At 69.0% G+C, this 25,769-nt stretch carries 24 protein-coding genes; 12 read left to right on the top strand and 12 right to left on the bottom strand.

Annotated features, from left to right (window positions below; genetic code table 11):
• Window positions 1-21 precede the first annotated feature (21 nt).
• Window positions 22-1,122 (bottom strand): hypothetical protein, encoded by a 1,101-nt coding sequence (locus VHS75_RS01555; protein ID WP_329636844.1) that lies wholly within the window; start codon window positions 1,120-1,122, stop codon window positions 22-24.
• 231 nt (window positions 1,123-1,353) lie between these two features.
• Here VHS75_RS01555 and VHS75_RS01550 point away from each other — a divergent pair, with 231 nt between their 5' ends.
• Window positions 1,354-2,943, top strand: a complete 1,590-nt coding sequence (locus VHS75_RS01550; protein WP_329636843.1) for a metallophosphoesterase family protein — start codon at window positions 1,354-1,356, stop codon at window positions 2,941-2,943.
• A gap of 9 nt (window positions 2,944-2,952) precedes the next feature.
• On the opposite strand, the gene VHS75_RS01545 is transcribed toward VHS75_RS01550, so the two are convergent.
• From VHS75_RS01545 to VHS75_RS01535, 3 genes are all read right to left on the bottom strand, one after another.
• Entirely contained in the window at window positions 2,953-4,251 is a 1,299-nt protein-coding gene (locus VHS75_RS01545) for a PQQ-dependent sugar dehydrogenase (RefSeq protein ID WP_329636842.1), read from the bottom strand.
• Between the two features lie 76 nt (window positions 4,252-4,327).
• A complete protein-coding gene (locus tag VHS75_RS01540) occupies window positions 4,328-5,128 on the bottom strand; it encodes a hypothetical protein (RefSeq protein WP_329636841.1) in 801 nt (266 codons plus the stop codon).
• A 79-nt stretch (window positions 5,129-5,207) separates the two neighbouring features.
• Window positions 5,208-5,423, bottom strand: coding sequence for a hypothetical protein (locus VHS75_RS01535; RefSeq protein ID WP_329636840.1), 216 nt, complete (start codon window positions 5,421-5,423; stop codon window positions 5,208-5,210).
• Between the two features lie 213 nt (window positions 5,424-5,636).
• On the opposite strand from VHS75_RS01535, the gene VHS75_RS01530 reads away from it, so the two are divergent.
• The 4 genes from VHS75_RS01530 (at window position 5,637) to VHS75_RS01515 (ending at window position 8,347) form a co-directional block, all read left to right on the top strand.
• Entirely contained in the window at window positions 5,637-6,002 is a 366-nt protein-coding gene (locus VHS75_RS01530; RefSeq protein ID WP_329636839.1) for an EamA family transporter, read from the top strand.
• Window positions 5,995-6,420: an EamA family transporter gene (locus tag VHS75_RS01525; RefSeq protein WP_329636838.1), complete on the top strand. Its 426-nt coding sequence runs from the start codon at window positions 5,995-5,997 to the stop codon at window positions 6,418-6,420. The genes VHS75_RS01530 and VHS75_RS01525 overlap by 8 nt, the downstream gene beginning before the upstream one ends.
• A 74-nt stretch (window positions 6,421-6,494) precedes the next feature.
• Window positions 6,495-7,409 (top strand): fatty acid desaturase, encoded by a 915-nt coding sequence (locus VHS75_RS01520; RefSeq protein WP_329636837.1) that lies wholly within the window; start codon window positions 6,495-6,497, stop codon window positions 7,407-7,409.
• On the top strand, window positions 7,406-8,347 hold the full coding sequence (locus VHS75_RS01515; RefSeq protein ID WP_329636836.1) for a fatty acid desaturase: 942 nt from the start codon (window positions 7,406-7,408) through the stop codon (window positions 8,345-8,347). The genes VHS75_RS01520 and VHS75_RS01515 overlap by 4 nt, the downstream gene beginning before the upstream one ends.
• Here the strand turns inward: VHS75_RS01515 and VHS75_RS01510 are convergent.
• Together VHS75_RS01510 and VHS75_RS01505 are read right to left on the bottom strand one after the other, a co-directional pair.
• A complete protein-coding gene (locus VHS75_RS01510) occupies window positions 8,344-8,907 on the bottom strand; it encodes a Pycsar system effector family protein (protein WP_329636835.1) in 564 nt (187 codons plus the stop codon). The genes VHS75_RS01515 and VHS75_RS01510 overlap by 4 nt on opposite strands.
• Before the next feature lie 113 nt (window positions 8,908-9,020).
• Complete coding sequence (locus VHS75_RS01505; RefSeq protein ID WP_329636834.1) at window positions 9,021-9,653, bottom strand: Crp/Fnr family transcriptional regulator; 633 nt, start codon at window positions 9,651-9,653, stop codon at window positions 9,021-9,023.
• 398 nt (window positions 9,654-10,051) lie between these two features.
• On the opposite strand from VHS75_RS01505, the gene VHS75_RS01500 reads away from it, so the two are divergent.
• Complete coding sequence (locus VHS75_RS01500; RefSeq protein WP_329636833.1) at window positions 10,052-11,569, top strand: M20/M25/M40 family metallo-hydrolase; 1,518 nt, start codon at window positions 10,052-10,054, stop codon at window positions 11,567-11,569.
• A gap of 7 nt (window positions 11,570-11,576) precedes the next feature.
• Here VHS75_RS01500 and VHS75_RS01495 read toward each other — a convergent pair whose 3' ends face one another.
• Both VHS75_RS01495 and VHS75_RS01490 read right to left on the bottom strand, forming a co-directional pair.
• Window positions 11,577-12,770 carry a cytochrome P450 gene (locus VHS75_RS01495; protein ID WP_329636832.1) on the bottom strand — a complete coding sequence of 398 codons (1,194 nt, stop codon included), beginning with the start codon at window positions 12,768-12,770 and terminating at the stop codon, window positions 11,577-11,579.
• A gap of 58 nt (window positions 12,771-12,828) precedes the next feature.
• Complete coding sequence (locus VHS75_RS01490; RefSeq protein WP_329636831.1) at window positions 12,829-14,664, bottom strand: NF038122 family metalloprotease; 1,836 nt, start codon at window positions 14,662-14,664, stop codon at window positions 12,829-12,831.
• A gap of 125 nt (window positions 14,665-14,789) precedes the next feature.
• Between VHS75_RS01490 and VHS75_RS01485 the strand changes: the two genes are divergently transcribed.
• Both VHS75_RS01485 and VHS75_RS01480 read left to right on the top strand, forming a co-directional pair.
• Window positions 14,790-15,272: an OmpA family protein gene (locus tag VHS75_RS01485; RefSeq protein ID WP_329636830.1), complete on the top strand. Its 483-nt coding sequence runs from the start codon at window positions 14,790-14,792 to the stop codon at window positions 15,270-15,272.
• Between the two features lie 719 nt (window positions 15,273-15,991).
• Complete coding sequence (locus tag VHS75_RS01480) at window positions 15,992-17,821, top strand: PBP1A family penicillin-binding protein (protein ID WP_329636829.1); 1,830 nt, start codon at window positions 15,992-15,994, stop codon at window positions 17,819-17,821.
• Window positions 17,822-17,999: 178 nt separating this feature from the next.
• Here VHS75_RS01480 and VHS75_RS01475 read toward each other — a convergent pair whose 3' ends face one another.
• Both VHS75_RS01475 and VHS75_RS01470 read right to left on the bottom strand, forming a co-directional pair.
• Window positions 18,000-18,485, bottom strand: a complete 486-nt coding sequence (locus VHS75_RS01475) for a DUF4402 domain-containing protein (protein WP_329636828.1) — start codon at window positions 18,483-18,485, stop codon at window positions 18,000-18,002.
• Window positions 18,486-18,760: 275 nt separating this feature from the next.
• Window positions 18,761-19,519, bottom strand: a complete 759-nt coding sequence (locus tag VHS75_RS01470) for a PIG-L family deacetylase (RefSeq protein ID WP_329636827.1) — start codon at window positions 19,517-19,519, stop codon at window positions 18,761-18,763.
• Between the two features lie 161 nt (window positions 19,520-19,680).
• Between VHS75_RS01470 and VHS75_RS01465 the strand changes: the two genes are divergently transcribed.
• On the top strand, window positions 19,681-20,016 hold the full coding sequence (locus VHS75_RS01465) for a hypothetical protein (protein WP_329636826.1): 336 nt from the start codon (window positions 19,681-19,683) through the stop codon (window positions 20,014-20,016).
• 3 nt (window positions 20,017-20,019) lie between these two features.
• Here VHS75_RS01465 and VHS75_RS01460 read toward each other — a convergent pair whose 3' ends face one another.
• The gene (locus VHS75_RS01460) at window positions 20,020-21,171 is read right to left on the bottom strand and encodes a saccharopine dehydrogenase family protein (RefSeq protein ID WP_329636825.1); all 1,152 of its coding nucleotides are present in this window, start codon (window positions 21,169-21,171) and stop codon (window positions 20,020-20,022) included.
• Between the two features lie 120 nt (window positions 21,172-21,291).
• Window positions 21,292-22,065: an alpha/beta hydrolase gene (locus VHS75_RS01455; RefSeq protein ID WP_329636824.1), complete on the bottom strand. Its 774-nt coding sequence runs from the start codon at window positions 22,063-22,065 to the stop codon at window positions 21,292-21,294.
• A gap of 183 nt (window positions 22,066-22,248) precedes the next feature.
• Between VHS75_RS01455 and VHS75_RS01450 the strand changes: the two genes are divergently transcribed.
• From VHS75_RS01450 to VHS75_RS01440, 3 genes are all read left to right on the top strand, one after another.
• Window positions 22,249-24,738, top strand: coding sequence for a ligase-associated DNA damage response DEXH box helicase (locus VHS75_RS01450; RefSeq protein ID WP_329636823.1), 2,490 nt, complete (start codon window positions 22,249-22,251; stop codon window positions 24,736-24,738).
• On the top strand, window positions 24,735-25,466 hold the full coding sequence (gene pdeM / locus VHS75_RS01445; protein ID WP_329636822.1) for a ligase-associated DNA damage response endonuclease PdeM: 732 nt from the start codon (window positions 24,735-24,737) through the stop codon (window positions 25,464-25,466). Before VHS75_RS01450 ends, pdeM begins: the two co-directional genes overlap by 4 nt.
• A gap of 103 nt (window positions 25,467-25,569) precedes the next feature.
• Window positions 25,570-25,769 (top strand): VOC family protein (locus tag VHS75_RS01440; RefSeq protein ID WP_414694238.1); only part of this gene is annotated, 200 nt, incomplete at its 3' end.

Genomic DNA, 25,769 nt, shown 5'->3' with positions numbered 1-25,769 from the left:
CGCGGCGACGTCAGCCGCCGGCTAACCTCCCGCGCCGCCCGGGCTCTTCGCGGCTGCGTCGGCATGTTCATGCTCGGCGGCGCGGGCGCCGGCGAGGATTCCGGGCAGGGCGTAGTTGCCCTCGTTGCAGGCATATTCGTAGATCACGCCCTGCATCGGGGCGAACTCGTACTCGCCGCCCCAGGGCGCGTCCCAGGAGCTGGGCGCGCTCACCGTGAACGAATAGCGCAGCCGGTCCTTGGCGGTGCGGGTGAACCGTTCGGTGATCGTCAGGTCCTTCCAGGCGCCCTGAAAGGCCTGCTTCTGCGGGATGTGATCGGTCTCGACGACCAGGGTGTCGCCCTCCCACCAGCCGATAGAGTCCCCGAACCACGGCCGCACGTCGTCGGCGCGATGCTTGGCGCGCAGCCGCACGATGCGCGTGTCGTGGACCATCTCCACCTGGATCGCGATGGCGTCGGGGGTCTGCACGATGTTGTAGTCGTTGTTGTAGAAGCCGTTGGGCAGCATCGGCGGCCCGACATTGCCGCCGAACATGATGCAGCGCTCGCTGAGCGGCCGGTTCTCCGGATTGTCGTATGAGCCCAGGGGATCGCGGCTGCCCTCGCCGCCGCCGCTGTAGTAGCCCGCGGCGCTCGCCGCGGCGGTCTTGCGCTTCGGGACGTGACCGTCCTTGGTGGTGAGCAGCGAGGTGCGCGGCTGGCCGCCGACCCGCATCACGGTGTGGCCCGGATCCAGCCAGCCACGGTTGTAGCCGCCGACGTCGCCGCCGGCCGCCAGGAACGAGGGCTTGAGCTCCAGCCCGTTGGGCGCGTTCACCGGCGCGTCGGGGTCTGTGCGCTTGTTGCCCACATCGACCTGGTGGGCCTCGTCGACTTCCAGCGCCTTCGCCTCCGCCGGCGTGAAGGCCAGGCGATCGCCGAGTTTGCTGTCCCGCTGCATTGGGGTCAGCGTCGCGTTGGACCAATAGCCGCCGAGGTCCGGCTGACCGGACACGGTGCGCGGCGCCTTGTAGGCGGCGGGCTCGGCCATGGCGGCGATCGGCAGGATCGTCGCACAGGCGGCAAGGGTGATCGCCACGCGGCGGGCGCCGGCTGACCGATCGGATCCGGTTGTCGTCATGATGTTTCCTCCCTGGCCTGGCGTCGTTGCGTCCCGGCTCAGGAGGGATCGGACGCCTTCGAATGCCATTCTACAATCCCCAGAATGCCTGGCGGACCCGAAGAGGCGGATCGAGGCCTTCCACGAAAGCCGCTTGGACCGAGCAAGGTCAGTTCCCGCCGTCGCCAATTTGCCGAACTGTCGCAGAGCTGGGATAGGTCGCTCGAACACCCCTCACGCGACCCACCCGCCATGACCTCACCCGACCGCGGATCCGAGTTCGACGTCAGCCGCCGGCGGTTGCTGGCCGCCGCGGGCCTGGGGGTCGGCGTGGCGGTGGCCGGGACCTCGGCCGCGGCCGGACCCGGCGAGGCGCCGCGCGGGTCAGCCGATCCTGTCGCGACGCCGCCGGTGGCGGGCCTGCATCTGCAATTCGGCGCCGACGCCGCCGCTCAGATGACCGTCTCCTGGCACACCCTGCAGCCGGTGCGCGGGGCGCGGGTGATCCTGGGGCGCCGGGACGGCCGGCTCGAACAGACCGTCGCGGCGCGGACGGTCAGCTATGTCGACGGCAAGTCCGGCCAGACGGTCTACGCCCACCATGCGAAGCTTGCCGGCCTGAGTCCCGATACCTCCTACCTCTATGGCGCGCTGCACGAGGGGGCGACGCCGCAGTTCGCGACCTTCCGCACGGCCCCGCGGGGCCGCTCGGCCTTCACCTTCACCAGCTTTGGCGACCAGGGCACGCCGACGGCGGGCCGCGAATATGTGGCGCCGCCGGGCGTGACCCTGCCAGGGCCGCTGTTCGTCAACGACAACCTGGGCTCGCCCGCCGCCGCCGACACGACGCTGGGCGTGGAGCGCGTGGCGCCCCTGTTCCACCTGTTCAACGGCGACCTTTGCTACGCCAACCTGGCCCACGACCGGGTGCGCGCCTGGTGGGATTTCTGGACCAACAACAGCCGAAGCGCCGCCAACCGGCCCTGGATGCCCTCGCCCGGCAATCACGAGAACGAGCTGGGCAACGGCCCGATCGGCTACCGCGCCTACCAGACCTACTTCTCCGTGCCCGAGGCGCCCGGCCAGACCGAGGTGACCCGCGGCCTCTGGTACGCCTTTACCGCCGGCTCGGTGCGGGTGGTCTCCATCGCCAATGACGACGTCTGCTACCAGGACGGCGGCGACGCCTATGTCCGCGGCTATTCGGCCGGCGCCCAGAAGGCCTGGCTGGAGGCCGAGCTGGCGGCCGCGCGGCGCAACCGCGACATCGACTGGATCGTGGTCTGCATGCACCAGGTGGCCATCTCCTGCGCCGACAAGTTCAACGGCGCCGACCTGGGGATCCGCGAGGAATGGGCGCCGCTGTTCGACAGGTACGGCGTCGACCTGGTGGTCTGCGGCCACGAGCACCACTACGAGCGCTCGCACCCGATCCGCGGCGCAGAGGCCAACGCCACCCTCACCCCGCGCGTCGCGGCGACGTCCACCGACGTGATCGACACCACCAAGGGCTGCGTCCACATGGTGCTGGGCGGCGGCGGCACGTCCAAGCCCTCGAACGACCTCTTCTTCGACCCGCCGCAGTCCCGGGTGATCACCGCGGTCGGCGCCCCGGATTCGAAGACCGGCAAGCGACCGCCGGTCTATGTGCGCGAGCCCGCGGCCTGGTCGGCGGTGCGCAACGCCGCCCACGCCTACGGCTTCGCCGCTTTCACCGTCGATCCAGGATCGCGCCCCGGCGACGCCACCAGCATCAAGGTCACCTACTACGACGTGGCGGGCGCCGACGGTCGGCTCGCGCCCTTCGAGACCTTCACCCTGCGTCGCCCCCGCCGAGACTAGCGGGCGCGGCTACTTCCCGGCCGGGACGATGCGCAGGATCTCGCTCGGGCTCATGTCGGTGATCAGGTAGATCGCTCCGTCGGGCCCCTGGCTCACGTCCTTCATGCGCTTGCACTGGTCGAGGAGCAGCTTCTCCTCGGCGACCACACGGCCGTTCTTCATCTGCAGGCGGACCAGCTGCTGGCCAGACATGGCGCCCACGAAGACGCTGCCTGTCCAGGCCGGCAGGGCCTTGCCGGTGTAGAAAGCCATGCCCGAGGGCGCGATCGACGGCGTCCAGTAATAGACAGGCTGTTCCAGGCCCTCCTGGACGGTCTTGCCCCCATTAATCATGCCGCCGTTGTTCTGGCGGCCATAGCTGATGATCGGGAAACCGTAGTTCGCGCCGGCCTTGATCCGGTTCAGCTCGTCGCCGCCCATGGGCTCGTTCTCGCCGACCCACAGCTCGCCGGTGGTGGGGTTGAGCGCGGCCGCCTGGATGTCACGGAAACCCACGGCGTAGAGCGCCGGATTGGCCCCGGCGGTCTTCAGGTAGGGATTGTCCTTGGGGATCGTCCCGTCGGCCTTGATCCGCAGCACCTTGCCGCGCGGATCGGTCATCGACTGCGGGTTCGGGCCACGGTCGGCCACCTCGGCGGAGGCGATCAGCAGGGTCCCGTCCTTGGCCTGCACGATGCGGCGCGGGCTCAGGTACTTGTCCTCGTAGATGGTCTTGGCGTCCTCAAGGCTCATGTCGTCGGCCGAGAGTCTGGCCTTCATGATCCGGCCCATGAACGGCTCGCCCTTGGCCGGCGGGGCGGCGGTGTAGCCGTAGTAAAGGATGCGGGTCTTGGCGAAGTCGCGGTCGAGCACCGGCCCGGTGTTGCTGGTGCCCATCACCCCGGCGATCTCCGGCGCGCCCTTCACGGGCTCGGAGACCTGGCCCTTGGCGTCGACGACCCGCAGGCCGCCGGCTCGCTGAGAGACCAGCATCTTGCCGTCCGGCAGGAAGGCCAGGCCCACCGAGCGGTCGAGCTTGGCGACGGTCTCGACCTTGAAGGCCTCAGTCTTCGCGGGCTTCGGCGCGTGGGCCTGATCGGGCAGCAGTGGCGTCGGGACGTAGCCGTCCTTGGCGTTGCGGTTCGCGCCACAAAGGCCGGCGATCCGCGCGTTCTCCGCGGCGCTGCCCGCCACGCCGGCATAGTCCGGGCCTGGCGGAAAGGACGGAATCGCGGCGGCCGGCGCCGCCGGCTGCGACCAGGCCCCCGCCGCCGGCGTCAGGGCCAGGACCAGCGCCACCGCGCTCATCGCTCTCGAAACCTTCAGCACCGGCGTCCCCCTCGGATAGCGTTGTTTGCGCTCCCTGCATCTCACGGGCGCGCGCCGCGATCCAGAGGCGTCGGTGCTAGGTCGGCAGGCCGAGCTTGCCGATGGCGATGGCCGCGCTCTGCCAGGCGGCGGAATTGCCCACCAGGCCGGTGGTCAGGTGCAGCGCCAGCATGATGCCGCCGCCGATCAGATAGACCGGGTGGACCTTGCCCCGCGTGCGCCAGTCGTAGGCAATGGCCACGCCCAGCAGGATGTCGCCGAGCAGGCCCGCGATCATCGCGATGATGATCGGCGGCGTGGAGATGTCCGGCAGGCCCGCCGGCCACGGCGGCGCCGGCGGGGCGGCGAAGATGAACCAGCGGGCGATCGGCGCGCCCAGCATGGAGATGGTCATCAGCAGGATCAGGCGCTTGTGGGTCTCGCTATCCTTCAGCTTGACGATCGCCAGCACGAAGGCCGTGACCAGGAACAGCAGCCCGCCGATGGTCACCCAGGTGAAGGCGCGCGCGTCGTGCACCGCCTGGGCCGGCTCTCCCGGCGTCGCCGCCTGCGCCAGGCGCAGCGACACGATGGTCGGCACAATGAAGGCGATGCCGGTGATGATGGAGATGCCCAGCATGCCCCAGGTCCGGTGCGCCAGGATCTTGCCCTGCGCCACCAGCCAGGCCTGGGTGAAGAAGAAGGTCACCCAGCCGAACATCAGGATCCCGTGGATGTGAACCATGGGCTCGGCCTTGAAGCTGCCCTTGGCCAGCGGCATCCAGTAGGTCGGCAAGAAGCCCAGAACCGCGATCAGGAAACAGCTTCCGGCCATCCAGACGTAGAACTGGCGCGGTGAAACGGCCTTGGGCCGCGCGCCCATCACAGCATCCGCCATCGTGGCACTCCCCCAAATTGCCCCGGGGAAGTTGGCCAGAGATGCGCCGGCTCGTAAACCCTCGTTCGCCCGGTCCGCCTTAAGCCGTTGCGGCGCGCCAGCGGAAGCCGTCGAGCGGCATGGCGCGGGCCGGCGCGCCCGTGGCGGTGGCGACCCAGGCGCGGCCTTCCTCGAAGGCTGTGACCCGATAGATCGGCATGCCGCCCGCCTCGGCGGAGATCATGTCGCCGACCTTCACCGGCTCCCTGGCGGCGTGGTCCAGCGGAGCCCAATCGACAGCGCGGGTGTTCGGCATGGTCGTCTACCTTGCTCTCCGCCAGTCTGGGCGGATCGTCGGCAAGGTTGCGCCGGACCCGCTGAGGCAAAGCTGAGCCGCCCGTTTAGCCGCCGTTCAGGTCGCGCCATTCCGCGGCTGGCCAAATCGCCCTGCGACGGCCCATGGTCCTCGGTGGCGTCTTGATCGTCGGGGACGGGCGACGCCCAGGTCATATCTTGCAGAAGGCGGCGGATGAGCGCGTTGAGTTGGTTCCTGTTCGCGCTGACCGTGGCGCTCGATGTGTTCGGCCAGACGGCGTTCAAGCTGGGCCTGGACGCCATCGGCGACCAAGCGGCCGGCGCCGCCTTCTGGCGCGGCGTGGCGACCAGTCCCTGGGTGCTGGCGGGCTTCGCCGGCTACTGCGTCGAGGCGGTGTCCTGGATGTATGTCCTGGGCCATGCGCCGCTTTCCATCGTGGGGCCCATGGCGGCGCTCTCCTATGTCGGCGCGGTGCTGGCGGGGCGGCTCTTCCTCGGCGAGCGGCCGCGGGCGCGCCGCTGGCTGGGCGCGGGCCTGGTCACGATCGGCGCGGGCCTGGTGGGCGCCAGCCTTGGCTGAGATCGCGCCGGCCAAATCACGCCCCCTCGCCGCCGCCATCGGCGGCTGGCTGCTGTTCATCGTCGTGGAGACCGCGACCCAGATCACCTTCAAATACGCCGGCGCGACGCTGGACGATCGTTCAGGCCTCATCCACCTGGTCGCCCAAGCCCTGGCGACGCCCGTCGTACTGTTGGGGTTCGGTCTCTATTTCCTGGGCTTCCTGATCTGGATGACGATCCTGAAGGACATCGACCTGGGCCGCGCCTTCCCGATGACCGCGATCATCTATGTCACCACCCTGGCCAGCGCCGTCCTGCTGTTCCACGAGATGCTCAATCCGCTGCGGGTCGCAGGCGTTCTGGTGATCGCCGGCGGCGTCGCGCTGCTCGCCTCGGACACCGGGGCCGCGCCCACGCCCGGCCCGACGCCTGACTAGGCCCGCGCCGCAATGCCCCGCAGACAGCCGTCCCGATTGCCGCCAGAGTCGCCTGAGACTATGTCCCCACGCCGATGACCCGCCCAACCACCCTCTTCAAGGTCAGTTCCTGGGACGCCATCCCGGCGGCCCTGGCGGTGATCCAGCTCGCCCTGGTCTGGACGCTCTACGCCGCCTGGCCCGGCCTCTCGTGGGGCGCCCGCGCGGGCGCGCTGGCGCTCTACGCCTTCAGCGTCGGCTGGAACCTCAACTCCATCGCCCACAACTTCATCCACAACCCCTTCTTCCGGTCGGAGCGGGCAAACAGGCTGATGAGCCTGACGATCTCGCTCGCCCTGCTCTCGCCGCAGACCATGTACCGCTACGTCCATCTGAAGCATCACGCCGGCAACGCCGACCGGCCGGACGCGACCGGCGCCACGGTCGACCCCCTGTCGATCTACCAGCACGGCCACGACGGGAAGCCCGAGCCGATGCTGAGCTACGTCTTCCTGGAGTTCTTCCGCGGCGACAGCCCCTTCGAGCTCGCCCGCCGCATCGGCGAGAAGCGGCCGAAGGAGGCGCAGGCTGCGCTGTTCGAGTTCTGGGCGGTGATCGGCGTCTATGGCGCGGCGCTCGCCGTCGGCCTGTTCACCGGCCGCTGGGCCTTCACGCCCGCCGTCGTGGTGGGCAGCTATCTCGGCCAGTGCCTCTCCAACCTCAACGGCTACTACGAGCATCTGGGCGGCAACCCGGACAAGCCGATCGCCTGGGGTGTCTCAACCTATGGCCGGCTCTACAACTGGGTCTTCCTCTACAACGGCTACCACGCCGAGCATCACTACCGGCCCAAGATCCATTGGACGAAGATGGTCGCCTTCCATCGCCAGATCGCCGCCGAGCAGGTCCGCGAAGGCGTCACCGTCATCCGCCGCGCCCATTTCCTGGGCTTCCTGGACCCGCAGACCTCGCGCATCGAAACCGCCCGGCGGCCCAAGGCGGCGTCATGAGCCGGCCGCCCGCCAAGCCCGCCCGCGCCCGGCCGAAGCCGCATGCGCTCTTGTTCCGCTACTCAGCGTGGGACGCGGTCCCCGCCGCCCTGGCCTACATCCATCTGGGCCTGTTGCTGGCCCTGTTCCTGGCCTGGCCGCACCTGACCTGGCCCGAACGGGTCGGCGGGGCGGTCGCCTACAGCCTGGCGATCGGCTGGAGCCTGGACTCCGTCAGCCACAACTTCATCCACAACCCGTTCTTCGCCTGGGAGCCGTTGAACCGGCTGACCAGCCTGGTCCTGACCCTGTCGCTGGGCACGCCGCAGACGATGTACAAGTACGTCCACATGCGCCACCACGCCGGCAACTCCGACCGGATCGGCGCCGACGGGACAACGGTCGACCCGATCTCGCTCTATCAGCACGGGGGCGACGGCAAGGTCGAGCCGCCGGTCTCCTACGTCCTTAAGCAGTTCTGGCGCGACGACGGGCCATTCACCGTAGCCCGTGCGATCCGCGCCAAGCGGCCGAGGGAGGCCCAACAGGCGCTGCAGGAGTTCTGGGCGATCGTCGGCGTCTACGGCGTGTTGCTGGTGCTGAACTGGAGGTTCATCCTGCTGATGGCCCCGTTCTACTACCTGGGCCACTGCTTCTCGTTCCTGATCGCCTGGTACGAGCACGCCGGCGCCGACCCCGACCAGCCGATCGCCACGGGCGTGTCGACCTACGAGCCGGTCTACAACTGGGCCTTCCTCAACAACGGCTACCACGCCGAGCACCACTACCAGCCGAAGACCCACTGGAGCGCGATGAAGGGGTTGAGCGCCGAGACCAGGGCGCTGCGCGAGGCCGCGCCGGTGCGTACGCTAAGCGTGGCCCACTTCCTCGGCTGGGCGGACAACAAGGCGGCGAAGGTGCCGGTGGCGAACGCGCGGCACGCGCCGACGGCAGGTTAGGCCGGGATCAGCTTGGCGATCCACGGCATGACGAACGCCGCGAAACTGGCGAACAGGCCGGTGAGCATCACCCGATAGGCGTAGCCCAGCAGACGGTACTTCTTCACCGCCAGCACCCGGCCGTTCTGGTAGATGTCGTGGGCGAAGATCTCGAAGACCTCCTGGTTGCTGCCGACGCTGTCGACCAGGGTCTTCACGAAATCCTTCTCCGACATCTGGCTGAAGGAGCCGAAGAAGACGAGGTTGCCCAGGCCGGTGACCGCCGGAGGCGTCTTCACCGCCGGCTGCACGGCCAGCACCGCCAGCGTGGCGGCCACGAAGGCGAAGCCGCCGAGGATCAGCAGGGGTGGGCTCGGCGCCGTCCCGCCCTTGGTCTGGCCCAGCGCCAGCGAGAAGACCACGAAGGTGATCGCCAGCAGCATATTGGCCTTCTGATCGGCCATCTGGCTGAGCTGGTACTGGATCGCCTGGGTGTTGCGCAGCAACTGGACCGCGTCGGAGCCGAACTTGCGCGGCGGCGCCTCGGGCGCGGCCTCCAGCCTGTGTTCTCCGTCCGGCATGCCCGTCTCCCCCGATCCAAGCGCCGCTATCGGTCGCCCTCTCGGGTTCGCGTGTCAAGCGAACGGCGTGTACGGATAATGGCCCGACGCGGCCGTTCGGGCCGCCTGGCCCGTCAATCCATCGCCGCCCTGAGCTGCAGGAACTGGCGTTCCATTTCGCCGTAGCACTCGCAGGCCCGGTCCTTCAGCGCCGGCTGGTCGAGGATGGCGACGTTGCCGCGGGAGTAGTCGATGATCCCGTCGCGCTTCAGGGCAGCGGCCATCATGCTGACCGTGGTGCGCTGCACGCCGGTCATCACCGACATATATTCCTGGGTCAGGGGGAACGTGGCGCCGCCCACCCGGTCCTCGGTCATCAGCAGCCAGCGCGCCAGGCGCGCGTCGGCGTTGTGAGCGACGTTGCAGGCGGCCGAGGTCTCGGCCTGGCGGAGGATGGCCCGCAGGTGCAGCAAGGCCAGGCGCGACAGGCCCGCGCTCTCCCGCAGCCGGCCGCGGAAAGCAGCGGCCGATAGGGTCATGGCGCCGCCGGCGAGTTGGACGAAGACCCGATTGGCGACGAGGGCGCCGGCCATGGCGTCGACCAGGCCGCCGGCGCTTTCGCGGCCGATGGTGCCGGTCTCGAAGGTCCGTCCGTCCTCCATGATCGTGACCACGGAAATACAGGCGCTGGAGGGGAAGTAGATCAGATCGGCCTCGTCGCCGGGCTGGTAAAGGACCTGCCCCCGGGAAAGACTGACCTCCTTCAAGTGAGGTGTTAGCGCGGCCTCATCGTCCGAATGAAGCGCCGACAGCAGAAAATTCCGGAACTGCATAAGCTCCCATCCAGACGGGGACGCGAGCTCCCGCAATCAATCTTCTTGCGCGTTATTTGCCTCATCTCACAACGTTTTTTCAGAGTTCGCACAAAAACCATCCTAAGTCCTGAATATTACTTTCAACTCAGATCACTTATTATTGTTTGACGACATTGTGACGCGTGATTCGACATTCAATGTCGAGCATCACACCTTTCGGCGGCGCGCGCCGGCGCAGGGGTGTCCGCGCCGACACGTCAACCCTTGGATCGTCGGCGGCCCGCATCCGGTAGTGGCGCGGATCCAAGTCTCCCAGTAGCGTCCGTCCCGTATCGGGGGAGACGGGCATGATGAGACGCGGGATTGCGGCCGCAGCGTTGGCCATGGCGATAGCCGGGAGCGCCGAGGCGGCGTCCCCGAAGGCTGCGGTCCATGCGTGGCGGGTGGCCCACGAGAAGGCGATCGTCGCCGACTTCGTGACCCTGCTGTCGAGGCCTAACGTGGCGACGACCCTGGCCGATGTCGACGCCAACGCCGCCTACATCTCCGGCCTGCTACAGACGCGCGGCTTCACCACCGAGCTGCTGCGCTCCGAGCCCGGCACGCCGGCCTCGATCCTGGCGGAGCTGAAGACGCCGGGCGCCAAACGGACGGTGGTGTTCTATGCCCACTACGACGGCCAGCCGATCGGCCAGAAAGGCTGGATCTCGACGCCGTTCACGCCATCGATGCGCACCGCCCTGCCGGAGGCCAAGCCGGTGGACTGGCAGGCCGCCCCGACGCTGAACCCCGACTGGCGCCTCTTCGCCCGCTCGGCCGGCGACGACAAGGGGACCATCCAGGCGTTCATCTCGGCCTTCGACGCGCTGAAGGCGGCGGGGATCAAACCCAGCGTCAACATCAAGCTCCTGTACGAAGGCGAGGAGGAGCAGGGCTCGCCGCACTTCGGCGCCCTGGTGGCCAAGCATCTGGAGAAGGTGCGCGGCGATCTGCTGATCATGGGCGACGGGCCGATGCACCAGTCGGGCAAGCAGGAGATCAACTTCGGCAACCGCGGCATTACCGGCTTCAAGGCCACGGTCTATGGGCCACTGAAGCCGCTGCACGATGGCCACTACGGCTCCTGGGCTCCCTCGCCGACGGTGATGATCGCAGGGCTGGTGATGAGCCTGCGCGACGATAACGGACACATCCTGATCCCCGGCATCTATGACGACGTGGCGCCGGTCTCGCCCGCGGACAAGGCGGCGCTGGCCGCCCTGCCGGACGTCGAGACCGACCTGAAGAAAGCCATGGGGCTTGGCCGCAACATCGGCCCGCCGCGGCTCGCCGACGGCTACATGGTCCCGACGCTGAACGTGCGCGCCATCCACGCCGGCGACGACGGCCCCAGCGCCGCCAACGCCATCGCCACCCAGGGCGACGCCTCCTTCGACTTCCGCCTGGCGCCCGGCGAGACCCCGGCCCACGTCCACGAGCTGACCGAGGCCTACATCACCCGGCAAGGCTGGTTCATCGTGCGCGACACGCCGGACCTCGCCGCCCGCCTCGCCCATCCGAAGATCGTGCGGATCAACTGGGACGAGGGCTCGTCCGTCGCCACGGAATCGCCGATGGCCGGTCCGGCCGCTAAGGCGGTGGAGGCCTCGATCTCCCGCACCGTCGGCTATCCGGTGCTGAAGCTGCCGTTCATGGGCGCGAGCTCCGGCATGGCCGAGATCGTCAACCAGTTGAAGGCGCCGATGGTCGGGGTCTCGATCGCCAACTACGACGACAACCAGCACGCCCAGAACGAGAACCTGCGGCTGGGCAACCTGTGGGACGGGATCGAGGTCTACGCCGGCCTGATCGCCGACCTGGACTGGTAGCAGCAGACTAGGCGGCCCTGAAGCGCAGCGGCATGGTCTTGGGCCCGGAGATGAAGTTGGACGGGAGCCACTCCGGCGAACCGGCGAGCTCGAAGCCGGTCATACGGCTCAGCACCTCGACCAGCATGGCGTCGATCTCGATGCGGGCGATGTGCTGGCCCAGGCAGCCGTGCGGACCCGTGCCGAAGGCGATGTGCGGGTTGGGATCACGCGCCAGGTCCAGGGTCTCGGGATCAGCGAAGGCCGCGGGGTCGCGGTTGGCGGCGCCGAAGTACATGACCACCTTATCGCCCTCGCGGATCGGCTGGCCGGCCAGCTTGACGTCGTGGCGCGCGGTGCGGCGCATGTAGATCACCGGGCTCGTCCAGCGCAGCAGCTCTTCGCGCGCCGACGGCAGCCGCCCCGGCAGATCGGCCAGGAGCCAGGCGAACTGGTCGGGATGCTCCATCAGCGCCAGCAGGCCGCCGGACAGGAGGTTGCGCGTGGTGTCGCCGCCGGCGTCGACCAGCAGCAGGAAGAACAGCAGGAACTCCATGTCCTCCAGGCGGCGGCCGTCCACCTCGCAGGCCAGGAGCTTGGAGGCCAGGTCGTCGCCAGGCCGCGCGCGCTTCTCGGCGATCACGCCGGTGGCGTATTCGAACATCTTCATCACCGCCGCCCCGCCGGCGCCGGGAGGCAGAGCCTCCGGCGCGGTGTGGATCGTCTCGGTGAGCTTGTAGAGCTCGCGACCGTCTCCGAGCGGCAGGCCCATCAGCTCGGCGATCACGAAGGACGGCATCTCGCCGGCCACCTCGGCCACGAAGTCGCACTCGCCCTTATCGATGACGGCGTCGACGATCTGTTTGGCCAACGCCTGGATGCGGTCCTCGCGCAGCCGCGCGGCCGGCAGGGTGAACTCGCCGCGGATCAGCTTGCGGAACGCCGTGTGCTCAGGCGGGTCCATCATCAGCATCATCTTGTAGGGGCCGAACCCCTGCGCCTGCTCGGCCGCCGGATCGGAGATCAGGATGGTGGGGCCCGACGAGAAGGCCTGGAAGTCGCGGTCGACCGACCAGACGTCGGCGTGGCGCGTCACCGCCCAGAACCCGCGCCCGTTCGGCTCGTCATGCCAGCGCACCGGCGCGTGCTCCCTGAGCCAGCGATACTGATCGTGCGGCTGGCCGGCGGCGAAGCTCGCCGGCGACAGGAGGTCGATCTTCATGGGTCCGCGGCTTTCCGTTCGACGGGCTGAGTTCAGCACGTCCCGGCCCGGACCGGTACTACCCCTCGAAGATCCAGTCGGACGGCAGGCTGGAGAGGGTGACGCCGACCAGGATCATCTGGTTGCCGCCGCCCATGTCGACCACCGTGTCCGCGCCGACCTGGCTGGCCGTATAGGTGGTGCCTGGGTCGAGCTGGACGCGGTCGCCCTCGGCGTAGTGGAAGTCCAGCACCCGGTCGATGCCGGCGTCCTGGCTGTCGTGGAACATGTCCGCGCCCGGCCCGCCGCTCTCGGTATCGTTGCCGCGGTCGCCGGAGATGAAGTCGTTCCCCGACCCGCCCTGCAGCGAGTCGTCGCCCTGGCCGCCGCGCACCTGGTCGTTGCCGGAGCCGCCGATCAGGGTGTCGTTGCCGAGGTTGCCCCAGACGATGTCGTTGCCCGCGTCGCCGGTCTGGCTGTCGTCGCCCTTGCCGCCCACCACCCAGTCGTCGCCGGCGTTCCCGTGGATGGTGTCATTGCCCATGTTGCCGTTGATGTCGTCGAAGCCGCCGCCGCCGTTGATGACGTCATCGCCGTCCTCGCCGCGAAGGTAAGTCTGGGCGGTCAGGGCCGGGTCGGCGGTGATGGTGTCGTTGCCGGCGCCCGCCATCAGCGTGCCGCCGCCGGCCGGGGCGACCATCACGTCGTCGCCGGGAGTCGAGACCGTCACCCCGGCCTGGACGCTGAGGGTGTAGGAGCCCGAGGTCACGTCTCCGAGCGAGGCCGCCTCGACATAGAAGGTCCCGCTGGCCGCGGGGTGGACGACCAGGCGCGAGTCGAACGTGGTGAAGTCGGCGTCGTCGTTCTGGGCGATCTGCGCGCCCGTGGCGTCGTGCAGCGTCAGGATCGGGTCGTCGAGCGTGCCACCCTGGCCGTCCTGGCCGGTGAGGTTGATGACATAGTCGGTCCCGGCGTTGAGCTGCACCTTGAACCAGTCGTGGTCGCCGATCGACTGCAGCATCGCGGTCAGCGGCGCGCCGACGGTCAGTTGTCCGAAAGGATGGGTGGTGTCGGTGAAGCTGTTGGCGAAGTCGTCGGGTCCGCTGCCGGGCGGCGCGCCGCTGGGCGTGAAGCCGAGCACGTCGAGCACCTGCAGGTCGACCGCCGAGATGCTGGTGGCGTAGCCGCCGCCGCCGGCCCCGAACGCGTCCTCGAAGGTGAGGTCCCAGTCCCCGAGGTCCTGGCCGTCGTTGACGCCGCTGGCGCCGATCGAGTTGTGCAGGATTCCCGACAGATGCGAGCCGTCCACCCCGAAGAAGGAAAACAGGTTGTCGGAGCCGCCGGTGAGGTCGCGCGCGCCGGTGCTGTCGAAACGGAACAGGTCGAACGGCGTGAACTTCCCGTTGGCGCCGAAACTCAGGGACTGGAACCGGCCGAACCCGCCCTCGCTGATCTCGTGCTCGACGACGCCCACCAGGTCCGAGCCGAAGGTCCACGGCTGGTTGCTGCTGATGATCACCGTGTCGTCGACGATGCCGGACGGCGGCAGGAGCCCCAGCGCCTGGGCCTCCCCGCTGGGCATCTCGAAGCCCACGCCGTTGGACGGATCGGTCGTCGGCAGGCTCGCCACCGCCAGGCGGTCGTCGGCCGTGGTGGCGTGCGCCGTCATCGCGGCGACCACTTGGTCGTAGGTGAAGAAATGGACGCCGAAGAGGTTTGTCGCCGCGTTGGACGACGTCGAGGGATCGAAGTCGAACTGCAGGTTCAGTGTGACGTTGTCGGTGAAATGGGCCTGGAGATAATTCTCGGCGGTGACGATCGAGGCGCGGACCTGATCGGTCACGCCCGCGTCATAGGTGTTGTTGAAGACAATGCCGCTGCCCGCCAGGGCTATGGTCTCACCACTCAACGGCATACTGCGGCCCCCCGGCGTCGAAGCATTGGGGCCAAGCAACCGTCGGTTGTCAACGCCGAGTTCCAGCGGAAAGCGCGAATGCCGGCGACTAGGCGCCTCGCCGGTCCGGTGGTAGCTGGCGGGCCATGCAGCACCGCGCCCTTTTCTCCGGCCTCGCCGTGGCCGTCCTCTGCGCCGGCGGCCTTTCGGCCTGCCTGACGCCGCACATCCAGCCGCCGGCCAGTCCCGCCATCATCGAGGCCCGGACCGCCGCCCAGGCCAAGGCCCCGGCCTGCATGCCCGGCGGGCTGGACCAGATCTCGCCGGTCGACGCCGCCTTCGCCTTCGGGGACACGGAGATCAGCCCGCAGGGCGGACAGCGCCTGGCCGTCGCCGCCCGCTGGCTCGTCTGCAACCACAGCGTCGAGACGGTGATCCGACCGGACGGCGACAATCACGGCGACGACGCCCACATGGACGCCCTGGCCAACGGCCGCGCCAAGTCGGTCGCCGACAAGCTGCGCGAACTGGGCGCGACCGGCGGGACCCTGCGCATCCTGTCCCGCGGCGCCCCCGACCCGGTGACCGCCCCGCACCTGCTGATCAACGCGACGGGCCGCGGCTGGTAGCAGGCGCGCAGCCCGCGGAAATCGCCACACACCCGCTCATCCCCGCGAAAGCGGGGACCCAGGTGTTTTGTGTTTCTGAGCTCGAGAGCGCACGGCCTTCGCCGCACGATCCCCGGTAACGAAAAAAGCCTGGGTCCCCGCTTTCGCGGGGATGAGCGGAGTTTGGGTAAGCTCAGATTGGGCGTCCGCGACGGTCTCGGCGGCGAGCGCCCGGGCGTGCAGGTCGCGCGCCAGGGTCAGGCCGAGCTCCGAGAGCTCCCCCAGGATGCGCGCGCACTTCGCCCGCTTGGTTTCCGCCTGTTCCGCCGGCTCGAGCATGAACAAAATAGGAACACGGGTTTTCGAGGGAGTCAAGTTTTGAGTGATATTTTCGAAGCTCCACACAGCGGAGGCTTACTGAGACGGGCTTAGACCGGAGGACTGGTTAGCGTTGACTGGAGGACTGGTTAGCGTTCTTCCGCTCGCGTAACTACAGCGGCTCCAATGGCCGCCGCTCCGCTGGGAAAGGTCACAGGGTAGATGAAGGTTCTCTCGGACACTCGCTCACCTGTGGCTGGTATGACCGTGCAAATTCAGGCCGGTCGGATGCCTTGTCCCGTTTGCTACCTAACGCCGCGCATTACCGCGAATTATCTTTCACCGGCGCAGGGTTGGGGCGAAAAGGGCGGCGTGAGACGGATTCGCGCTGAGGGGCCGCCCGTCGTGCTGGAGCCTTACGCTTGATCGCCCTTTTCGCCGCCGCCGCCATGGCGCTTCCCCCGCCGGACCTGTCGCACCTGCCGCCGATCACCCGGGAGGCGCAGATCACCTATGTCGACCGCGCGGGCGCGGTGATCGGGGTGCGCGGCGGCAAGTACGCCCCGCCGGTGGACCTGGCCCGGCTGCCGCCTTACGTGCCCGCCGCCTTCGTCTCCATCGAGGACCGGCGGTTCTATGAGCACTCCGGGTTCGATCCCGTGGGCATGGCCCGCGCCGTGGTCGCCGACCTCGCCAAGGGCCACACCCGCGAGGGCGCCTCGACCATCACCCAGCAACTGGCGCGCAACCTCTACCTCACCGCCGACCAGACCCTGGAGCGCAAGGCTGACGAGCTGATCATCGCCGTCCAGCTGGAGCGCACCTATTCCAAGAAACAAATCCTGGCCCTCTACCTGAGCCGCGCCTATTTCGGCTCCGGCGCCTATGGGATCGAGGCGGCGTCGCAGCGCTATTTCAACAAGCCCGCGGCCAAGCTGACCGTCCGCGAGGCCGCGACCCTGGCGGGGGTGCTGAAGTCGCCCACCAACTACGACCCCGCCGACCAGCCGGAGAAGTCGGCGCAGCGCACCGCGCTCGTGCTGGACGCCATGGTCGAGACCGGCGCGATCACCGCCGCCGAGCGCGACAAGGCGATGGGCCAGACGCCGAAGGTCTGGAAGATCGCGCCGACCGCGCCGGCCCAGTACTTCATCGACTGGCTGGACAGCCAGACGCGCACGGCGATCGGCCCGACCACCAAGCAGGACCTGGTGGTGGAGACGACCCTGGACCTGCCCAGTGAGATCGCCGCCGGCGAGGCGATCAAGGCCACCACGACGAAGTTCGCCAAGCAGGGCGTCAAGCAGGCCGCGGTGATCTCGCTGGACGGTTCGGGCCGGGTGCGGGTGCTGGTCGGCGGCGACGACTACTACAAGGCGCCCTTCAACCGCGCCGTGGACGCCCACCGCCAGGCGGGCTCGGCCTGGAAGCCCTTCGTCTACATGACCGCCATGGAGGCCGGCCGCACGCCGGACCTGATCGTGGTGGACGAGCCGGTGACCATCAACGGCTGGTCGCCGCGGAACTTCGAGCCGGAGTTCATGGGCCCGATCACCATGGAGACCGCGCTGGCGCATTCGATCAACACCGTCGCCGCGCGGCTGGCCGACGAGGTGGGCCGCGACAACGTGGCCGCCGTCGCCCACCGCATGGGCATCGTCAGCCAGGTGAACACCGACCCGGCCATGGCGCTGGGCACCACGCTCGTCACGCCGATCGAGATGGCCCAGGCCTATGACACCTTCGCCAACGGCGGCTATCGGATCGGCGCCTACGGGATCGAGCGCATCCGCACCAGCGGCGGCCAGGTGCTGTTCCAGCACAAGGCGCAGCCGGCGCCCCAGGCGGTGGCCAACCCGGCGCTGGACGAGATGCAGCAGATGATGCGCACGGTGATGGTCTCCGGCACCGGGACCCACGCCAGACTCCCCGGCTACGACCTGGCGGGGAAGACCGGCACCACCTCGGACTACAAGGACGCCTGGTTCTGCGGCTACACCGGCGGGGTCACCACCGTGGTCTGGACCGGCCGCGATGACGCCAAGCCCATGGCGAAGATCACCGGGGCCACGGCGCCCTCGGAGATCTGGCGCAGCTATATGGCGGTGGCGCTGAAGCACCTGCCGAACGTGGCCATCCCGCCCGGGCCGCCCGCGCCCCTGCCGGTGGTCCCGACGCCGGTCGCGACGCCCGAAGCGCCGGGCGAGGTTGCCCCGACGCCCACGCCGGCATCGACGTCACCGGCCGGTTGATCGCTACCTTCCCCATTCATGGGGAAGGGGGACCGTCGGCCGAGCGCAGCGAAGAGCCGATGGTGGAAGGGGCGAACCGCAAGCTCGGCGCGCTGGCTCGCCCCCTCCACCACCCGCTCTTCGGCGGGCGGTTCCCCTCCCCCATGAATGGGGGAGGCGGGGACGCCGGCGGCTAAACTTAGTTGTAGTTGACGGTCACCGACAGCGAGCCGGTATAGGACTGCACGGGGGTGGCGGCGCTGAGGTCGAAGGCGCCGCCGAAGCGGAGTTCCTGGCGGCCGCCGGCGGGGATCACGCCGAGCGCGCCATTGCCCGCCACCGGGGCGGAGACCGACACCCGCGCCAGGCCCGGCTGAGCGAAGGTCAGGCTCTGGGTGGTCGAATAGGTGACGCCCGGGTCGCCGATCAGGCTGAACCTGGCCGGGCTGACCGCGCCGGCCGCGCGCGCCGCGTCCCCCGCGCCGCTGACGGTGACATTGCTGCTGGCGGCGTCGAGGGTGACGGTATTGGCGCCGGCGTTGCCGGGCTTGGTCACCGCGCCGAAGTCGAGGCCTTGCGTCGCCGCCAGGGTCACCGGCGCGAGCACGATCACGCTGACCGACGCCGTCGCCGAGACCGTCCCGGCGCACGCCGCCGAGGCGGACAGAGTGAGCGCGGGGGCCATCAAGGCCGCGAGAACTACATTCTGCAGTTTCATGTCGTGGAACGTAGCTGGCGAGTCTTTCAAACCAGTTGCCGTAAGTAGATATCGAGGTGTTAGATTTTGATACAGGCCCAGAACTTGGTATTTACGTGGTATTAACGCCTATCTTTATTGTAAACGGAGTCTTTCCGTGCGTGGTTAAGCTTCGGTTTCCGCGATGCCCCACATCGAGACGCGGACAATCATTTGGGCCGCGGCGAAGTTCCAGGCGCTGGATCGCCGCCCGGTGTGGCCCGTCAGGACGCGGCGATGAGCAGCGCCTCGCCGAGCAGGTCCTGAAGCGCCGGGGTCTTCGGATAAGGCTCGTGGCGATACTGGCGGAAGCCCTCGGCCAGCGGGCGGCCGAAGTCGCGGCCGCGGCGGCGCGACCAGGCCTCCATCGAGGCCAGGGGGTCGGTGACGCCGTGCTGGCGGGCGAGCCATTCGATCTGGCTGACGTGGGCCGAGAGCATCCGCTGTTTCATCGCGAAGCCGGCCTCGATGTCGGCCCCGAAGTCGGCGACGATCCTGCAGCCCTCGCGGTCACGCCCGCCGATCGGGTCCATGAAGTAGAGGTGCGGGATCGCCGCCAACGCTGCGGCGGGGCCGGTGCGGTAGTTGGGGACGGAGGCGGCGAAGCAGGCGTCGCGGGTTAGCTGGCTGGCGGCCTCGTGGTCGGGGTGATAGTCGGTCGGCGACGCGGCCAGGACGATGTCGGACTGGGCCCAGCGGATCAGCTCGGTCACCGCGCGGCGGGACGGATCGTCGTTGAACACCCCCAGGTCGGCCAGGTCGGCGCAGCGGTAGTCCGCCCCGATCAGGGCCGCCGCCGCCGCGGCCTCGGCCTTGCGGATGCGCGCGGTGTCGGAAAGGTCGGTCTCGGCGGAGCCGCACTCCCCGGCGGTCAGGGTGGCGATGCGGACCCTGTGCCCCTTGGCGGCCAGGATCGCCAGCGTCCCCGCCGCCAGGTGCTCGATGTCGTCGGGATGGGCGTGGATCGCCAGGATGGTCGCCATGGCGGCAAGCTAGGCCAGGGGCGCGGCGGACGCCACCGGCGCGCGGGGAGCCCACGGCTTCCTAACGGGCCCGTTCAGCCAGCGTTCAGTTTAAAATTCATAGGCTTACTCAAATGAACACTTCGGCGTTTCAGCCGTTTAGCCCTCACAAGGAGGCCAAGATGAACAAGTTTCTGACGGCCGCAATCGCGGCGATTACTCTGGGCGGCGCGGTGAGCGCTACGGCCACCGCCGCTGACGCCCGTCCCTACTACGGCGGTCACTACGGCCACCGCGGCAACGGCGGCGCGGCCGTCGCGGCCGGCATCGCGGGCCTCGCGATCGGCGCGGCGCTCGCGTCCGACCACCCGCACTATTACCGCGGCTACTATGACGGCCCGTACTACGGCCCGGCCTACTACGGCCCCGGCTACTACGGGACCTGCTACACGACCCGCTGGACCTGGGACCCCTATATCGGTCGCCGCGTCCCGGTCCGTGAAGCCTACGCCTGCTAAGGCTTAAGCCTCGACCGCAAAGGTGAGACCGGCGTTTTCGGACAGCCGGTCCACCAGCTTCGATCCCATCAGCGCGCCCGGCGTCCAGACGCCGCCGGGCGCGTTCTTTACGTCGCGGACCAGGCAGATGGCCGCCTCGGCCAGCATCTTCGACGTCGAGCCGTAGCCGGGATCGCGGTCGCCCTTGACCGAGACCTTCACCTTCCGCCCGTCGCCCGCCACGCCGATGAAGACGATGTCGTAGAAACCAGCCTCGCGCTCGGCCTTCGAGGGCCCCTCGCCCGGCTTCGGCGCATCGGGCCCCATGCCGGTGAATTCGGTGGGCGCGCCGGGGACCACGATCGACATCTCGTCGTATTTGAAGTCCGTCCCCCAGCGGTGGCCCAGCAGGGCGTTGGAGCGGTGGACGTTCTTGGTGTTGATCATCGCCATCATGAAGGGCCCGACATCGGCGCCGAGATCGTCGTCGTGCTCGACGGCGTTTCCGGGCGGCTGCGGCGGCCCCTCGAACCTGGGCGTCAGCGCGAACGGGTTCATCATCAGCAGCCCCAGCGACGGGTCCTTCTGGATCGCCGCCATGGTCGCCGCCCCGCTGGCCGCCGTGCCGCCGGAGAGCCCGCCCTGCATGCCCCGCAGGCGGCCCTTCACGCGAGGCACGTAGGTCCCGAGCTTGGCCTTGGCGGTTTCCTCGGCGAAGAACACGCCGAGTTCGAAGGGGATGGAATCGAAACCGCAGGAGTGGACGATCCGCGCGCCGGACGCCTTGGCCGCGGCGTCGTAGGCGCCAATCACATGGGCCATCCAGTTGGGCTCGCCGCAGAGGTCGAGCAGGTCCGTCCCCGCCGCCGCGCAGGCCGCAACCAGCTTCTCGCCATAGAGCTGATAGGGCCCGACGGTGGTGACGATGGATTTCGCGCGCCGGACCATGGCGTCGAGGCTGGCCGCATCGTCGGCATCGGCGACCACCAGCGGCGTCTCGGCCGGCAGGGCCAGCTCGTCGCGCACCGCCTCCAGCTTGGCGCGGCTGCGCCCGGCCATCGCCCAGCTCACGTCGCCGCCCACGCCATAGCGCTGACCCAGGTACTCGGCGACCAGCCGGCCCGTGTAGCCGGTGGCCCCATAGACGATCAGGTCGAACTCGGCGTTGGGGTTCATGGCGGGTCTCCGTTGAGAAGGCGCGGACCTTGCCTATAATTTACGACGTATACAATCGCCCCGGCCGAGGACGGGTGAAGAATTCCGCCGCGGCGCAGGCCTGGGGCGCGTTCACAGGGTTTACTGTCCCGCCGCCTCCAGGATCAGCCGCGTGATCTCCGCCGGGTGCGAGATCATCGACAGATGGCTGGCCTTCACCTCGATGGTCCTGGCGCCCATGCGCTTGGCCATGAACCTTTCGAGATCCGGATTGATCGTCCGATCTTCCATCGAGACCGCGTAGAAGCTCGGCTTCGATCGCCAGGCCGCATGCGTGGTCTTGCCGGTGAGGAGGGCCCGGTTGAAGGGCTCCTGGACCGCGTAGAGCACCTTCGCCTTGGCTTGCGGCAGGTCGCCCGCGAAATCCCGCAGGAACGCGGCCTCGCTGAGGCGCCCCTCATCGCCATCGAACACGATGCCGGCGGTGGCCGGCGGCGTGGGATAGCCCTTGGCCAAAGCCGTGTAGTCCTCGCCCGCGTCCGGCGCCCGCGCCGCCACATAGACCAGCGCCGAGACCTTGGGATGCACGCCGGCCTCGGTGACGATCATCCCGGAAAAGGAATGCCCGACCAGGACCGTCGGGCCGTCCTGCCGGGCCAGCACGCGCTCGGCCGCGGCCACCGCGTCAGACAGCGTGGTCAGAGGGTTCTGCACGGAGGTGGCGTTGAGTCCCGCCGCCTGCAGACGAGCGATCACCTCGGACCAGCACGATCCGTCGGCGAACAGCCCGTGCACAAGGACCACGTTGCGGGCCTTCGGCGGCGTGGCGTTTGCGGCCAGGCTGCGGGTGGAGGTCAGCGAGGCCGCTGCGCCGGCCAGCAAGGCGGTCGAAAAAATGCGTCTATCGATCATCATGGCGCCTCTTCCTTTGATCGTGGGTTGAAGGGGATAGGTCCAAGGGAACGGAACGGCCGCGTCCACGCGATCAAACGCCCGATTGTATAATTGAGCGGCCTTTCGGAAGCGACGGCGGCTCCGCGTCTGGCGCGGTCCCGCGTTCTCGCGTGAAACGTAACGGGAACATGCTATAGGGCGAGGATGGCCGACAGCGCGGGCGCGCCCGCCGATCTCCTGCCGCCGCGGTTCGCCGACTGGTTCGCCAGCCGGGGCTGGAGCCCGCGCGCGCACCAGCTGGCGATGATCGAGCGCGCGCAGGCCGGCCGCGACGCCCTGCTGATCGCGCCCACTGGCGGCGGCAAGACGCTGGCGGGCTTCCTGCCCAGCCTGATCGACCTGGCGGGTCGGCCGCCGCCCAACGGACCGGCCAGCCTGCACACGCTCTACATCTCGCCCCTGAAGGCGCTGGCGGTGGACGTGGAGCGGAACCTGGGCGCGCCGATCGCCCAGATGGGTCTCCCGGTCACCGCCGAGAGCCGCACCGGCGACACCGGCCTTTCGCGGCGCCAGCGCCAGCGGGTGAAGCCGCCGGAGATCCTGCTGACCACGCCCGAGCAGCTCGCCCTGCTCTGCGCCTGGGAGGGCGCGCGGCTCTATTTCGAGAACCTGGAGTGCGTGATCCTCGACGAGATCCACACCCTGCACGCCTCCAAGCGCGGCGACTTGCTGGCGCTGGACCTCGCCCGCATCGCCCAGTTCGCGCCCCGGATGCGCCGGGTGGGCCTGTCGGCCACCGTCGACGATCCGGAGGTGATCAAGGCCTGGATGGCCAACCATGCGCCCAAAGAAAAGAATGGGGGCGGCAACGACAGCGTCGACCTGGTGCGGGGCCCCGCCGGCGCCGAGCCGATCGTCGAGGTGCTGCTCTCCGAGGGCAAGGTGCCGTGGGCCGGCCACACAGCCCAGCACGCCATGCAGGAGGTCTATGACGTCATCACCAAGTCCAGGACGGCGCTGGTCTTCGTCAACACCCGCTTCCAGGCCGAGTTCGCCTTCCAGGAGCTGTGGCGGCTGAACGAGGAGGCGCTGCCGATCGCCCTGCACCACGGCAGCCTGGCCTCCGAGCAGCGGCGCAAGGTCGAGGCGGCGATGGCGCGGGGCGAACTGCGCGCGGTGGTCTGCACGTCGACGCTGGACCTCGGCATCGACTGGGGCGACGTGGACCTGGTGATCCAGCTCGCCTCGCCGAAGGGCGCCTCGCGGATGGTGCAGCGGATCGGCCGCGCCAACCACCGGCTGGACGAGCCGTCCCGGGCGCTGTTCGTCCCGGCCAACAGGTTCGAGATGCTGGAGTGCCAGGCCGCCCGCGAGGCCATCGCTGAGAACAAGCTGGACGGCGATCCACCGCGGGTCGGCGCGCTTGACGTCCTGGCCCAGCACGTCATGGGCTGCGCCTGCTCCGAGCCCTTCGACCTGCTGCAGCTTTACGACGAGGTCACCTCCTCAGGCCCCTACCGCGGCCTGCCCTGGGAAGACTTCGAGCAGGTCGTCGATTTCGTCTCCACGGGCGGCTATGCGCTGAAGACCTACGACCGCTTCCGCCGGATCGTGAAGGGCCCGGACGGGCTATGGCGGGTGCGCAATCTGGAGACCGCCCAGCGCCACCGGCTGAACGTCGGGGCCATCGTCAGTCCCGCCATGCTGGCGGTGCGCATCGCCATGCGGGGCGGCCGCGGCGGGCGCAAGATCGGCGAGATCGAGGAAGGCATGGTCGAGATGCTGGAGCCCGGCGAGACCTTCGTCTTCGCAGGGCAAGTCTGGCGGCTGGTGGCGGTGACCAACCTCGATGTCCTGGTGCAGGCCGCGCCCGGCGCCGACCCCAAGATGCCGTCGTGGGGCGGCTCGAAATTCGCGCTCTCCACCTACCTGGCCAAGCGGGTGCGCCAGCTCATGTACGACCAAGCGCACTGGGCCGTCCTGCCCAATGACGTGCGCGAATGGCTGGAGGCGCAGCGGGACCGTTCGTTGATCCCCGAAGAAGACGAGCTGCTGCTGGAGACCTTCGCCCGCGGCCACCGCCAGTTCATGGTCTGCTACCCGTTCGAGGGCCGCCTGGCGCACACCACCCTGGCCATGTTGCTGACGCGCCGGCTGGAGCGGATGGGGCGCGGGCCGCTGGGTTTCGTCTGCAACGACTATGCGCTGGCGGTCTGGGCCATCAAGCCGCTGGAGGCGGTGGACTTCGCCGAACTGTTCGACGAGGACATGCTGGGCGACGACCTGGAAGCCTGGCTCGCCGAAAGCTTCATGATGAAGCGCGCCTTCAAGGGCTGCGCGATCATCTCGGGCCTGATCGAGCGGCGCTTCCCGGGCGATCAGCAGAAATCGGGGCGTCAGATCACCTTCTCCACCGACCTGATCTACGACACCCTGCGCCGCCACCAGCCGGACCACCTGCTGCTGCGCTGCGCGCGCGACGATGCGGCGACGGGTCTCGTGGACGTGGCGCGGCTGGGGCAGATGCTGGCGCGCATAAAGGGGCGCATCCGCCATTCGCCGCTGGAACACCTGTCGCCGTTCTCGGTGCCGATCCTGCTGGAGATCGGCAAGGAGCGCAGTCCCGGCCACACCGGCGAGACCATGATCCTGCGGGAAGCCGAGGAAGACCTGATCGCCGAGGCTCTGCAATGAACGCGGTCGCTGAGCGAGCCTTCGCTTACGACTACGCGGTCGCGGAATGCGGATCACTGCGGGTGACGATCGGCGCGGCCCAGGCCATGCTGCGGGCGTCGGGCGCCCTGTGGCTGGCCGAGGCGCGGGCGCTGGTGGTGGCCGACCTGCACCTGGAAAAGGGAAGTTCCTACGCCGCGCGCGGCCAGATGCTGCCGCCCTACGACACCCGCGAGACCCTGCGCAGGCTGGCGGCGGAGGTCGAGGCTCTGACGCCGGCCACGGTGATCCTGCTGGGCGACACCTTCCATGACCGAAGGTCCGAGGACCGGCTGGCCGCCGACGACGCCGAGCGACTGCGCGAGCTGGCCCACGGCCGGACCCTGGTCTGGGTGGTCGGCAACCACGACGCCGACGGACCGCGCGCCCTGCCGGGCGAGATCGCTGACGAACTGAATCTCTGCGGCCTGATCCTGCGCCACGAGCCGCAGGCCGGCCTGCAGCCGGGCGAGGTCGCCGGCCACCTGCACCCGGCCGCACGGGTCAGGGCCACCCGCGGCAGCGTGCGCCGCCGCTGCTTCATCACCGACGGCGAGCGCCTGATCCTGCCGGCCTTCGGCGCCTTCGCCGGCGGGTTGAACGTGCGCGACGCCGCCTTCGCCGGGCTCTTCGCGAGGCCGCCGCTGGCCGGCGCGCTCGGTCGCGATCGCGTGCATGCGGTGGGATGGCGGTCGCTGGGGCCTGACTAGCTCATGGGCGACCTACAGGCGTTGGACGTGCTGTGCGCCCAGCGATAGCTTGAGCCATGACCTGAATCGGAGGCGACGAGGGAAGGTGGCTCACGACAAAAGAATGGCTTGGCTGGCGCTCGCCCTGGGCCTCAGCCTTTCCACGACGATCCACGCGCAGATGGTCGGCCGCATCACGGGTGTCGGGGGAATTTTCCTTAAGAGCAAAGACCCCAAGGCCTTGGCCCGCTGGTATCGCGACGTGCTCGGCATCCCGCTCGAACCCTGGGGCGGCGCGACGCTGAAGTACGATGCGCCCGGGCA

The sequence above is a fragment of the Phenylobacterium sp. genome, assembly GCF_036264965.1.
Classification (GTDB): domain Bacteria; phylum Pseudomonadota; class Alphaproteobacteria; order Caulobacterales; family Caulobacteraceae; genus Phenylobacterium.
The sequence above is the reverse complement of the archived record's forward strand: the minus strand, read 5'-3'. Positions and strand labels throughout refer to the sequence as shown.